The sequence below is a fragment of the Erythrobacter litoralis genome (assembly GCF_001719165.1).
Classification (GTDB): domain Bacteria; phylum Pseudomonadota; class Alphaproteobacteria; order Sphingomonadales; family Sphingomonadaceae; genus Erythrobacter; species Erythrobacter litoralis.
In genome coordinates, this window is record NZ_CP017057.1 from 2,689,406 (window position 1) to 2,701,967 (window position 12,562).

Consider the following 12,562-nt stretch of genomic DNA (forward strand, 5'->3'; position numbering starts at 1 on the left):
GCCCCTGCTTGCGCTTCGGCCGCCGCATGACAGCCGAAATCCGGTTCTTCTGGGCGCGGCTTAACGCCAATTACTGGTTCTATCCGGCACTGTTCGCGATTCTCGCAGGCGTGCTCGGCTTCCTGCTCGTCTGGGCCGACCGGGCGGGCGCGTCCGATTATCTTGCCGGTGTCAGCTGGCTCGTGCCGGTAGGTCCGAAGGGCGCCTCCGATATCCTGTCGGTCATGGCGAGCAGCACCATCGCCATCGCGTCCACCGTGTTTTCGATCACGCTGGTCGCCGTCACCTATGCCAGCGGGACCTATGGCCCGCGCCTGCTCACGAATTTCCTGGAGGATCGCGGCAACCAGTTGAGCCTTGCGACCTTCATCGGCAGTTTCGTCTATGCCCTCGTCGTGCTGCGCAGCGTGCGCGCAGCCGATGAGGCCGCGCTGGTCGGGGCGGGCAACGGGACCGCCGGCTTCGCGCCGCAACTCTCGCTGCTCGTGGCGTATGCGCTGATGGGTCTGAGCGTCGCGGTTCTGGTGTTCTTCCTCAACCATGTCCCGTCCTCGATCCGGATCAACATGGTGCTGGAGAAGATCGGTAAGCGGCTGATCCGGCTGATCCGCAAGACCTATCCGATCGAGAACGAGTTCTCCGACGCGCAGGAGGCGCAAGGCGGGGACCCGCTCGAGTCGGGCGGCACGGGCTATGTCCAGCTGATCGATTTCTCCGATCTCGAAACGCTCGCGCGTGATGTCGGGGCAACGTTCTCGCTGCGGGTGCGTACGGGCGACTTCGTCCATACCGGCCTGCCCCTGCTCGACGTGTCGGGCTGCCCGGTCGACCGGATTGCGGAGCGCGCCCGCGAAGCCTTCACCTTCGGTTCGGTGCGTACGCCCGAACAGGACCCGCAATTCCTGATCGACGAACTGGTCGAGATCGGGCTGCGGGCACTGTCGCCGGGGATCAACGATCCCTTCACCGCCATCACCGCGCTGCACTGGCTGGGCGCTGCAACGAGCGAGATCGCGCGGCGCGACCTGCGCAAGGATGTGTGCGAGAGCGATGCGGACGATTGCCCGGTCATCCCCCTCCCCGACGATTTCGCGCATTACGTCAGCCGCGGCTTCGGGGCGATGCGGTCCGCGGTCGCGACCAGCCCGGTCGCCTGCCTCGTCATGCTCGACGTGCTGGCGGATGCGGCAAAGCCGATCGGGCACGACGGCCGGATCGCACAATTGCGTTCGCAGGGGATGATGCTGGGCGCACAGGCGCGCCTGGCGCTCGACGGTCCTGATCTCGAAATGGTCGAGGCGCGGCTGGAGGTGTTCGAGCGGCGCTTCTGGAACTAGCCCTCGGTCCCGCGCGCGGCCCCGGCCGCTGCCGGAGCCTTGCTCTGCAATCCGCGCGCCGCCGCCAGCGCACTTCCGAGCAGCAGCATCCCGAATACGTCGAGCGCGGTGAGCACCTCGCCGAACATCGTATACCCGACAAGCGCCGCGATCGCCGGCTGGGTCAGCAGCGCAAGCCCGATGACGAGCGGCGGAAAATGGCCGAGCGAATAGACAAGCAGGCCCTGCCCGACGAGCTGGCTCGAAACGAACAGGATCACGATCGGGGTCCAGTCGGTCGGCCAGACCGGCTCGCCCAGAACGAGCGCCAGCGCCAGCAGGGTCGGGCAGGCGAAGACGCTGACCCACACGAGCAGGCTCCACCCCCCGAAACCGGTTCCCGTTTTCTGGCCGCGCGCGCCCTGCAGGTTGAGCAGATAGACCGCGTAGAGCAGGCCCGCCGCCAGGCAAAAAAGGTCGCCCGCGAAAGTCGCATCCGAAATCTCAAGGCTGCGGCCGAGCAATATGCCCGCGCCCCCCAAGGCGCATCCGATCGCGAGCCATTCCGGCCCGCGCGGCAGGGTGCGAGCGGCGAGAAAGCCCCAGAACAGCAGCACGATGCTGCCCGAATTGCCGAACAGGGTCGCATTCGCGAGCCGGGTCATGCCGATGCCCGTGTGCCAGCTTGCAAGGTCCAGTGCGAAGGCCGTCGCCCCGATCGCCACCGCGACCATAGTGGCGCGCGGCATGCCCGACAGCCGCTGCCCGGCCACCCGCGCGAAGATCACGAGAAAGGGGAGCGCCAGCAGCAGCCGCCAGAACGCAGCCGAAACCGGGCCGGTATCGGCCAGCCGCACCAGCCACGGCCCCAGCGCCAGCGCCACATTGCCCGCCAGCAGCGCCGCGAGCAGCAGCCAGCCGCGCATGCGGCCAGCCTCGGCCTGTCCAAGATTTTCTGTCCCGGCCCCCTCTTTTTCCATGCTTGCGCCCTAGCCCCATCACCGCCAAGTGAACAGCCAAGCGACAAGCAACAGGAGGAATTTCGCCGATGCACGATGCCCTTTTCCAGCCGCTCACCATGGGCGCGCTCAATGCACAGAACCGCATCTTCATGGCCCCGCTCACCCGCGGGCGCGCGGCCGAGCCGATGTTCACCCCCAACGAGATGATGGCGACCTACTACCGCCAGCGAGCGGGCGCGGGGATGATCCTGACCGAAGCGACCGGCATCAGCCGCGAAGGGCTCGGCTGGCCGAGCGCGCCCGGCATCTGGAGCGAGGAACAGGTCGAAGGCTGGAAGGCGACGACCAAGGCCGTGCACGAGGAAGGCGGGCTCATCGTCATGCAGCTGTGGCACATGGGCCGCCTCGTTCACCCTCATTTCCTCGACGGCGAAGCGCCCGTCTCGGCGAGCGCGACGCAGGCCCCCGGACAGGCGCACACGCCGATCGGCAAGCAGGATTACGCAATGGCGCGCGAGCTGTCGGTCGATGACATCAGGCGCGTCGTCGGCGATTATCGCCACGCCGCCGAAAACGCGAAGAAAGCAGGCTTCGACGGGGTCCAGCTGCACGGCGCGAACGGGTATCTGGTCGACCAGTTCCTGCGCGATTCCTCTAATCTTCGCACCGACGAATATGGCGGCAGCCCCGAAAACCGCACCCGCTTCATGCGCGAAGTGCTCGAGGCGCTGATCGATGTGTGGGGCGCGGACAAGGTCGGCATCCGCCTCTCGCCCAATGGCGAGACCCAAGGTGTCGACGACAGCGATCCGGCGGCGACCTTCGGCGCGGCTGCAAAGGTGTGCGAGGCACTTGGTCTCGCTTTCGTCGAACTGCGCGAACCCGGTCCCGACGGCACCTTCGGCTCGACCGACGTGCCCAAGCAGAACCCCGTCATCCGCAAGGCCTATTCAGGCCCGCTGATCCTCAATTCGGACTACACCGCCGAGGCTGCCGAAGAGGCGATCACCAGTGGCATCTGCGACGCGGTGAGCTTCGGGCGGCCCTATATCTCGAACCCCGATCTCGAAACGCGGATCGCGAAGGGCGCGCACTGGAACCCGAACAAGGACGTGCCCAAGAGCTGGTATTTCCCGATCCCGGAAGGCTACATCGATTACCCGACGCTGGCCGAGGAAGAGGCCGAGCGCGCCGCGGCCCAGAGCGCCTAGTCGGCGACCGGCGGGGCGACCGGCAGCCCGGTCGCAGCCGGTGCGGGTGCGGGAGCAGGCGCGCGAGCGGGGGTTGCGTCCCCTTCTTGCGCGCCGCCTTCCCCGTCGCCTTCCGCCCTCGCATCCGGGTCTTCGCCATCCGCCTCGGCGTCACCCTCGCCATCAGGTTCGCGCTCGAGCGGCGGCGATTGCGAACGCAGGCGTTCGAGCGGCAGCATGTCGTCGCTGATCGTGCCGCCCAGCACCTCACCCGCGGCACGGCCGCCCTGTTCGCCGGTGCGCGGGGCCTCTGCCGCTTCCTCCTCGCACGCGGCAAGCAGCAGCAGCGCGGCGCAGCAAGGCGCGGCAAGTTTCGCGAAAGTCAGCGGCATGAATTGCGTCCCGTCCTGTCCAGCGTATCGAGGAAATCCTGCGCCCGCGCGATGAGCGCCGCGTCCCATTCCTCGCGCGTCACCTCCTTGCCGAGGCGGACAAGGCTCGTCACGCCGAATTCGTCGATCCCGCACGGCACTATGCCCGAAAAATGCGCAAGGTCAGGGTCGATGTTGACCGAGAAGCCGTGCATCGTCACCCAGCGCCGGACCCGGACGCCGATCGCGCCGATCTTCGCCTCGCGCCCGTCAATGTCCCGCGTCCAGATGCCGACGCGGCCCTCGCTGCGCCACGCCTCCACCCCGAACTGGCCAAGCGCCGCGATCACCCAGCCCTCGATCGCGTGGACGAAGCAGCGCACGTCCTTGCCGCGCCGGTTGAGGTCGAGCATCAGATAGCCGACCCGCTGGCCCGGCCCGTGATAGGTATAACGCCCGCCGCGCCCGGCCTCGACCACCTCGAAGCGCGGATCGACCAGTTCGGCCGGGTCCGCGCTGGTCCCGGCAGTGTAGACCGGCGGGTGTTCGAGCAGCCAGACCATCTCGCGCGCCTCTCCCGCCGCGATTGCGGCATTGCGCGCCTCCATGTCGGCGAGCGCGTCCGTGTAGGGAACGAGCGCATCCGACACGCGCCATTCGATCGCGGGATCGGGCGGGGACAGGGCGCTGGAATCGGGGGCGATGCTTGCCATGGGGCCTTGCGTGGGGGCATTGGCGACGCATATCAAGAGGCAAGCACGGCGGCGGGCGAGGCTCCGGCGCGCATTGGTCGCAGCAAAACCGGGGGATCGACATGACGCAAGGCGGGGCAGGCAATCCAATCAAGCTCGACATGGGAGCCGCCTGGAACGAGGCGATGGCGCTGCTGTCGGCCAATTTCGGGGTGATCGCGACAGTGGTGGGCCTGTTCTACTTCCTGCCGCAATTCGCGATCGCGCTGCTCGCGCCCGAAATGTCGCAAACCGCCACCACCGATCTGCCGCCCGACGCCTCGCCCGAAATGATGATGGAGGCGCTGAATGCGACGTTCCAGGAGGCCTATGCCGACAGCTGGCCCTATCTCCTTCTGACCGTGATTTTCGGCTATGTCGGCGCGCTCGCCGTGCTCGCGCTGCTGCGGCGGGGCGGCAATCCGACGGTGGGCGAAGCGCTGAAGGCCGGCGCGCTCGGTTCGCCGAGCTATTTCGCGACGCAGGTCCTGTTCGCGATTGCTGCGGGGCTCGTGATCGGCCTGCCGGTGGCGCTGCTGGCGACGGTCGCGCCCGTGGCGGCGGCGCTGCTTGCGCTCGTGCTGGTGGTGGCGCTGGTCTATGCCGCCTTCAAGCTGATGCTGATCCCGGCGGTGATCGGGATCGAGGGGACGTTGAACCCGTTCGCCGTCATCGCCCGTTCGTGGCGGCTGACCAAGGGCAACACCTTGCGGATCTTCGTCTTTCTCATCCTCCTTTTCGTCGTAATCACGATCATCACGATTATCGTGACGCTGGTTTTCACCCTCGTCTTCGCGGCGATGGGGGATGCGGTGGCCCGGATCGGCAACGGTTTCGTCGGCGCGCTCGCCAATGCGGCGACGGGGGCGATCTACCTCACCGTACTCGCTGCGATTCATCGCCAGCTTTCGGGCGGCGGCAGCGAAGTCGCAGAGACTTTCGAGTAGCGCCAAGCCCGATTGCGCGAATCCGCGCCCTCGCCTAGCGCAAGGGGGCCATGGCCGATGTCGATCCCCCGCCCCTGACGCGCCCCGCCGGCTCGATCTCGCGCGGGCGGATGGCGCTGCTTTTCACCGTCATGCTGGTGACGGCGGCGGGCAATACCGCGATGCAGTCGGTCATGCCCTCGATCGGGACGGCGCTGGGGGTCGAGGACGTGTGGATCAGCCTTGCCTATTCGTGGTCGGCGCTGCTGTGGGTCGTATGCGCCCCGATCTGGGCGCGGCGGTCGGACCGGCGCGGGCGCAAGGCGATGATGGCGGTCGGCCTGTCGGGTTTCGCGGTGTCGATGACGCTGTGCGGGCTGGCGCTTTATGCCGGCCTCTCGGGCTGGCTCGGCGCCTTGTGGACGCTGATCGCCTTCGCCGCCGCGCGCAGTCTCTACGGCGGTTTCGGCAGCGCCGCGCCGCCTGCGGTCCAGGCCTATGTCGCCTCACGCACGCCGCGTGCCGAACGGACGCAGGCGCTATCGCTGATCGCCTCGAGCTTCGGGCTGGGGACGGTGATCGGCCCGGCGCTCGCCCCGCTTATGGTGCTGCCCTTTCTCGGTCTCGGCCTGGTCGGGCCGTTCCTGTGTTTTGCGGCAATCGGTCTTGCCGCGCTCATCGTGCTGCGCCTGCGCCTGCCCAATGACGAGCCGCAATTCGCCGCTCGCGGTTTCGCGGCCCCCTATTCGAGCGGATCGGGCGCGCCGAGCGATCCCGATGCTGCGTTCGAGGCGGAAGGATCAGAGCAGGGCGAGCCGCCCCGCCTGCGCTGGCTCGACAAGCGGCTGCGCCCCTGGGTGATCGCGGGCTTTTTCGGCGGGCATGCGCAGGCCATGGTGCTTGGCATTTCGGGCTTCCTCGTGCTCGATCGGCTGGGCCTGCGCGACACGCCGGCCGAAGGCGCTGGGCCGGTCGGCCTTGTCCTGATGAGCGGGGCCATCGCGACCCTGCTTGCGCAATGGGGGCTGATCCCGCGCTTCGATCTCGGCCCGCGTGCGGCGACGCTCTGGGGGCTCGTCATCGCCGCTTTCGGGACGACGGTTCTGGCGTTGGGCGATACGATCCACACGATCGCACTGGGCTATGCCATCGCCTCGCTGGGCTTCGGCCTGTTCCGCCCGGGCACCACGTCGGGCACTTCACTTGCGGTGAGCCGGGCCGAACAGGGGCAGGCATCGGGCATCGTCGCGAGCCTTGCCGGGGCAAGCTACATCTATGCGCCTGCCCTGGGCGTGTGGCTCTACAACCATTCGGACTGGCTCGGCTTCGGGTTGATCGTCGCCCTGTGCCTCGGCGTTCTGGTGCACGGCTGGTTCGCGCTGCAATCCGACCGCGACCTTACCGGTGCTGCCGGGGACTGAGCCTCACAATATCTCAAGCACTTTGTCCTGCGGCCGGCACAGCCGCACGCCCTTGTCGGTTTCGACCAGCGGGCGCTCGATCAGGATCGGGTCGGCGACCATTGCGTCGAGGATGGTGTCGATGTCCGCCTCGGGCAGCCCACGCTGCTCGGCATCGGTGCCGCGCAGACGCAGGCCGTCCTTCGGGCTGATTCCGGCATCGATATAGAGCTGGGCAAGCTTGTCGCGCGTCGGCGGGTCCTTGAGATATTCGACCACGGTCAGATCGACGCCCTTCAGGTTCTCGAGAATCGCGAGCGTCTTTCGCGAGGTCCCGCATTTGGGATTGTGCCAGATCGTCGCCTTCATGCCTGTCTCCTGCCTTGGATCGGCCATTCGCCTTGTTTCAGGGGTCTCGGCTCAGGCGCCTAGCCCGATGGCGGCGCGAAAGCCACAGCTTCGCGGCGGGGCGAGAAAATTGTCCGACTTCGCTTGCTCTTGCGAATAATTTGCAATAGGCGCCCTTCCACGGATGCGGGGGCATCCGCAGACGACACGCATATCCAGGGAACTTTCATGACATATCGCCTGACCCGCGCCGCCCTCCTCATGGGCTGCGCGACCCTTGCCCTCCCGGCTCACGCGGAGACTGCCGCCGAAACGGATGGTGCTGCCGCTCCTGGCGCTGCCGCCGCCGCCGACAGCAGCCCGGCGCTCGACAACATCGTGGTCGAGGGCGAGGTGCTCTATTCCGATCTCGTCAACGCGCTCAAATCCCCCACCCCGATCCTTGACGTGCCGCAGAGCCTTTCCATCGTCACCGACGAGGAAATCGAGCGGCGCGGCTTCACCTCGATCGCGCAGATCGCCGACTACACGCCGGGCGTCACCATGTCGCAGGGCGAAGGCCACCGGGACGCGATCATCATTCGCGGCATCCGTTCGACCGCCGATTTCTTCATCGACGGGGTGCGCGACGACGTGCAGTATTACCGCGCGCTCTACAATCTCGAACAGGTCGAGATCCTGCGCGGCCCCAACGCCCTGCTGTTCGGCCGAGGCGGCACGGGCGGCATCGTCAACCGCGTGACCAAGAAGGGCGTCTTCGGCGAGACCTTCGGCAGCGCGCAAGCTTCGGTGGACACGTTCGGCGAAGTCGGGATCTACGCCGATTTCAACCTGCCCGCAGGCGACAACGCGGCGTTCCGCGTTAACGCCATGTATGAAAGCCTCGACAACCACCGCGATTTCTATGACGGCGAACGGATCGGCATCAACCCGACCCTGCGTGCCCGGCTCGGCCCCGACACGGTGATCGACCTCGCCTATGAATATATCGACCACGAACGCTTCATCGACCGCGGCATTCCCACCGGCGCCGACGGCCGCCCGGTCGAAGCGTTCGAGGACATTGTCTTCGGCGATCCGGAAGAGAATTTCACCACGCTCAGCGCGCACACTTTCCGCGCGCTGCTGCAGCACGATTTCTCCGAGAACCTCAAGGTCAATGCGAGCGCCTTCTACGGCGATTACGACAAAGTCTATTCGAACTTCTATGCGAGCGGCTACGATGCCGTGAACACGCCCGACCAGGTCACGCTCGACGGTTATGTCGACGAGGTCGAGCGCGAGAACCTCATCCTTTCCGCCAATCTCGTCGGTGCGTTCGAAACCGGGAGAATCGCCCACACGCTGGTCGCGGGGGCCGAATACATCGACACGTCGTCCGACCAGTTCCGCTTCAACGCGGTCTGGGACACGACCCAGGACGACAATGAAATCTTCTCGATCCAGCGTCCGCTCGCCCTTCGCGGCGGGGTCGGCACGAATGCGTTCGGACAGCCGACCGTCAATTCCTTCACCGATCTCAACGACGACACGCGCGTAAATATCGAAGTCGTCTCGGCCTATGTGCAGGACGAGATCGAGGTGACCGACTGGCTCAACCTCGTCATCGGCGCGCGCTTCGACAGTTTCGACATCGCGGTCGACAACGCCGTCTCTGGCGAATTGCGCACCCGCCGCGACGAGGAGATTTCCCCCCGCCTCGGCGTCATATTCAAGCCGCGCGAGAACGTCTCGCTCTATGCGAGCTATTCGGAAAGCTTCCTTCCGCGTTCGGGCGAGCAGTTCGATGATCTCGGGCCGACCGACGCCGCGCTCGATCCCGACACGTTCACCAATATCGAGGCGGGTCTCAAATGGGATTTCGCCGACCGGCTCGCGCTGACGGCGGCGGTGTTCGAGATCGAGCAGAGTTCGCCCCAGCCGAGCGATGCGGACCCCGAAACGCTCGACGTGATCGATTCGCAGATTCGCGGTTTCGAAATCTCGCTGAACGGCGCGCTGACCGATTTCTGGTCGGTGTCGGCGGGCTATTCCTATCTCGACGGCGAACAGGTCAGCCGCACCGGCCCCACGGGTATTCGCCCCCGCGAACTGCCCGAACACATGGTGTCGCTCTGGAACGACTTTTCCGTCGGCGAACGGCTCGGCCTCGGGCTGGGCCTGACGCACCAGGGGGCGAGCTTTGCCGACAACAGCAACAACGCGATCCTGCCTGCCTATACGCGGATCGACGCGGCTGCGTGGTACGACGTGAGCGACTATGTCCGCGTGCAGGTCAATGTCGAAAACCTCACCGACGAGCTCTATTTCCCCAACGCCCACGCGGTGCACCAGGTGACGGTCGCGCCGCCGCTCAATGCACGTTTCGCGGTGACGGCGCGGTTCTAGCTCAGTCGGAGGTTTCCATTCCCCTGCCGGGCCTCAGCGCCGGGACGGCCCTTGCGGCGTCCTCGGTGCTAATGCCCGGCGGCGGGGCGGCGCTGATGTTTTCGCGCCGCTGCTGCACGCGACCTGCGCGCTGCACCGCTCTCACGAGGCGCGGATAGACCCCGCAGCGGCACATGTTCGGGATCGCCTCCACGATCTCGGCCTCGCTCGGCGAGGAATTGCGCTGGATCAGCGCGGCCGCAGCGATGACAATGCCGGGCGTACAATAGCCGCACTGGATCGCCTGTTCGGCCACCATCGCCTGCTGGACGGGGTGCGACCGGTCGCGCGACAGACCCTCGATCGTGGTGATGAAGCGCCCCTCCGCCTCAGCCAGGGTGATCCGGCAGGATCTGAGCGCCGCCCCGTCGACCAGCACCATGCATGCGCCGACGCAATCGCCCCCGCAGGCCTTGGTGCCCGTAAGGTTCATCGCATCGCGCAGCGCGTGGACGAGCGGCATTTCGGGGTCGAGATCGAACTGGACCGGCCGGTCATTGACCGTCATGCGCGACATGGATCGGTGCTTTCCTCAAGGGCGCGAAGCCGCGCGCGGGATCAGTTGCGCCAGCTGTCGTCGATCCGGTCGATCCGGCGCTTCCACGCCTCGAAATCGAACAAGCCCGCGCCGCCCTGTCCGGCCATGACCGAAAGGTCGCGCTGGTGCACGTCGACGACGTCCTGCGGGACGGGCTGCGGACCGCCCATGCCGAGCGTCGCGACCTGGATCTCGCACGCGCGCTGCAGTGCCCACATCTTGACGAACATGCCCTGGATGGTCTTGTCCATCACGACCGGGCCGTGATTGCGCAGCATCAGGATCGAGTGGTCGCCGAGGTTCTCGACCAGCCGCTCGCCTTCCTCGGGGCGCACCGTGATGCCCTCGAAATCGTGATAGCCGATCTGGCCCTGGAAATTGCAGGCGTAGAAATTGGTCGGCAGCAGCCCGCCCTTGTGGCTGCACACCGCCATGGTCGCGGTGGTGTGCACGTGGCAGATTGCCGCCGCGCGCGTCCCCAGATGCTTGTGGAAATAGGCGTGCTGGGTGAAACCGGCCTTGTTCACCATGTAGGGCGAGCCGCCGACATTGTTGCCCTCGACGTCGATCTTGACGAGATTGCTCGCGGTGACCTCGTCATAGAGCAGGCCGAACGGGTTGATGAGGAAGGTGTCCTCCTCGCCCGGCACTTTCACCGAGATGTGGTTGTAGATCGATTCCGACCAGCCGAGATGGTCGAAGATGCGGTAGCAGGCCGCAAGGTCCAGCCGCGCCTGCCATTCTTCCTTGCTGCATTCGATGCCCGGTTCGTTTCCGGATTTCAGCTGGGTTGCCATGTCGATTGTCCTCTCGTCTCGCTTGGCATTGGCTTTGCTGCGTTTATCGCACGGCTTTGCCCGCCCGCACAAGCTGGCATGCGCGCTTTGCCTTTGCCAAGCGGCGCCCCCGCCATTACCCCGGTCGGCGATGAGCGCGGCGAGCAAGGCAGAGACAGGGCAGACCGGGGCGCCCGCCGATCCGGCGAGCGCGCCCGCAAAGCTCGTCACGGGCAGCATTCCGCGCCATCTCGTGAGCCAGACCCTGCCGATGATCGTCGGCGTCGCGGCGATCATGTCGATCGGGCTGGTCGATGCCTATTTCGTCGGGCAGCTGGGCCCGGACGCGCTGGCGGCGATATCCTTCATCTTCCCGATCTCGGTCGCGCTCACTTCACTGGGCGTCGGACTGATGGTCGGGATCAATTCGGTCGTGGCGCGCGCGCTCGGCGAAGGGGACGCGCACAAGGCCGCGCGCCGGGCCAATTTCGGGATCGCCTTTGCCTGCGTCACGGGCCTTGTCATGGGGCTCGGCCTGTTCGCGCTGCTAGATCCGATCTTCGCGCTGATGAATGCGGGGCGCGACACCCTGCCTCTGATCCGCACCTACATGCAGCCCTTCGCGCTCGGTTTCCCGCTGCTGATCGCGATCATGGGATTCAACGGCGTGCTGCGCGGACAGGGCGAGGCGCGCAGGACCAGCCTCGTCTCGATCACCTATGCGGCGGCGAACTGGGTGCTCGACCCGATCCTTATCACCGGCGCTTTCGGGATCGAGGGGCTGGGCATTGTCGGCGCGGCCTACGCGACGGTGATCGGCTGGGCACTGGGCGTCGGCGTCGCGGTGCTGCTGGTGAGGCGGAGCGCGATCCCGCTCGACCTTTCGCTCATTTTCAAGGGCCGGATGCTCGATCCGGCGAAGGCGATCCTGCGGGTCGGCCTGCCAGCGAGTTTCTCCAACGCGATCAACCCGTTCGGCCTCGCCGTCCTCACCGCGCTCGTCGCACTGGAAGGCGAGGCGGCGGTCGCAGGGTTCGGCGCGGCAGGGCGGTTGCAGAGCTTCGCCACGGTCCCGCTGCTGGGCCTTTCGGCGAGCATCGGGGCGATCGTCGGGCAGAATTGGGGCGCGCGCCAGTTCGACCGCGCGCGCGAGGCGGCGATGCTCGCGGGCGTCTTCTGCATCGCCTGGGGTCTGTTCATCGCGGTCGGCATGATCACGGCGGGCGATTGGTTCGCGGACCTTTTCACCGACGATCCGCCGGTGATCACTGAGTTCAAGACCTATCTCAAGATCGCCGCCTGGGGCTATGCCGGGTTCGGCCTGCTCATCGTCGGCAACGGCATCATGAACGCGATCGACAAGGCGGGCTATGCCCTCGTCCAGTCGATCGGCCGCGTCTTCGTCGTCATGCTGCCGGTCGCCTGGCTGCTACAGGGCGCCTGGGGGAGCGAGGCCGTCTATTTCGCCGAGCTCGCCGCCAATGTCTTCGGAGCGGTGAGCGCCATCGGTCTCGTGTGGTACCTGTTCGAGCACAGGCAGGAGCGGGAGGCCCAAGCGAAGGCGCGCTAGGCCTTCG

12 protein-coding genes are annotated in these 12,562 nt (G+C 66.6%); 6 read left to right on the plus strand and 6 right to left on the minus strand.

The window, feature by feature from the left end:
- Positions 1-26 precede the first annotated feature (26 nt).
- A complete protein-coding gene (locus Ga0102493_RS12845; protein ID WP_034903122.1) occupies positions 27-1,337 on the plus strand; it encodes a DUF2254 domain-containing protein in 1,311 nt (436 codons plus the stop codon).
- Here the strand turns inward: Ga0102493_RS12845 and Ga0102493_RS12850 are convergent.
- A complete protein-coding gene (locus Ga0102493_RS12850; RefSeq protein ID WP_081845616.1) occupies positions 1,334-2,296 on the minus strand; it encodes a DMT family transporter in 963 nt (320 codons plus the stop codon). The two genes, Ga0102493_RS12845 and Ga0102493_RS12850, sit on opposite strands and share 4 nt — an antisense overlap.
- 68 nt (positions 2,297-2,364) lie before the next feature.
- Between Ga0102493_RS12850 and Ga0102493_RS12855 the strand changes: the two genes are divergently transcribed.
- On the plus strand, positions 2,365-3,489 hold the full coding sequence (locus Ga0102493_RS12855) for an alkene reductase (protein WP_034903120.1): 1,125 nt from the start codon (positions 2,365-2,367) through the stop codon (positions 3,487-3,489).
- Here Ga0102493_RS12855 and Ga0102493_RS16265 read toward each other — a convergent pair.
- Together Ga0102493_RS16265 and lipB are read right to left on the minus strand one after the other, a co-directional pair.
- Positions 3,486-3,860, minus strand: a complete 375-nt coding sequence (locus Ga0102493_RS16265) for a hypothetical protein (RefSeq protein WP_034903117.1) — start codon at positions 3,858-3,860, stop codon at positions 3,486-3,488. The two genes, Ga0102493_RS12855 and Ga0102493_RS16265, sit on opposite strands and share 4 nt — an antisense overlap.
- Positions 3,851-4,552, minus strand: a complete 702-nt coding sequence (gene lipB, locus Ga0102493_RS12865) for a lipoyl(octanoyl) transferase LipB (RefSeq protein WP_150132478.1) — start codon at positions 4,550-4,552, stop codon at positions 3,851-3,853. The genes Ga0102493_RS16265 and lipB overlap by 10 nt, the downstream gene beginning before the upstream one ends.
- A 101-nt stretch (positions 4,553-4,653) precedes the next feature.
- On the opposite strand from lipB, the gene Ga0102493_RS12870 reads away from it, so the two are divergent.
- Both Ga0102493_RS12870 and Ga0102493_RS12875 read left to right on the plus strand, forming a co-directional pair.
- Positions 4,654-5,517: a hypothetical protein gene (locus Ga0102493_RS12870; RefSeq protein ID WP_051697873.1), complete on the plus strand. Its 864-nt coding sequence runs from the start codon at positions 4,654-4,656 to the stop codon at positions 5,515-5,517.
- A gap of 50 nt (positions 5,518-5,567) precedes the next feature.
- Positions 5,568-6,917 (plus strand): MFS transporter, encoded by a 1,350-nt coding sequence (locus Ga0102493_RS12875; RefSeq protein ID WP_174544543.1) that lies wholly within the window; start codon positions 5,568-5,570, stop codon positions 6,915-6,917.
- A 3-nt stretch (positions 6,918-6,920) separates the two neighbouring features.
- Here Ga0102493_RS12875 and arsC read toward each other — a convergent pair whose 3' ends face one another.
- Positions 6,921-7,265 (minus strand): arsenate reductase (glutaredoxin), encoded by a 345-nt coding sequence (arsC, locus tag Ga0102493_RS12880; protein WP_034903114.1) that lies wholly within the window; start codon positions 7,263-7,265, stop codon positions 6,921-6,923.
- A 207-nt stretch (positions 7,266-7,472) separates the two neighbouring features.
- On the opposite strand from arsC, the gene Ga0102493_RS12885 reads away from it, so the two are divergent.
- The gene (locus Ga0102493_RS12885; RefSeq protein WP_034903111.1) at positions 7,473-9,632 is read left to right on the plus strand and encodes a TonB-dependent receptor; all 2,160 of its coding nucleotides are present in this window, start codon (positions 7,473-7,475) and stop codon (positions 9,630-9,632) included.
- Between the two features lies 1 nt (position 9,633).
- On the opposite strand, the gene Ga0102493_RS12890 is transcribed toward Ga0102493_RS12885, so the two are convergent.
- Positions 9,634-10,188, minus strand: a complete 555-nt coding sequence (locus tag Ga0102493_RS12890) for a (2Fe-2S)-binding protein (protein WP_034903105.1) — start codon at positions 10,186-10,188, stop codon at positions 9,634-9,636.
- A gap of 41 nt (positions 10,189-10,229) precedes the next feature.
- Complete coding sequence (locus Ga0102493_RS12895; RefSeq protein ID WP_034903103.1) at positions 10,230-11,006, minus strand: class II aldolase/adducin family protein; 777 nt, start codon at positions 11,004-11,006, stop codon at positions 10,230-10,232.
- 130 nt (positions 11,007-11,136) lie between these two features.
- Here Ga0102493_RS12895 and Ga0102493_RS12900 point away from each other — a divergent pair, with 130 nt between their 5' ends.
- Entirely contained in the window at positions 11,137-12,555 is a 1,419-nt protein-coding gene (locus Ga0102493_RS12900) for an MATE family efflux transporter (RefSeq protein WP_081845615.1), read from the plus strand.
- The last annotated feature ends 7 nt before the right edge of the window (positions 12,556-12,562 follow it).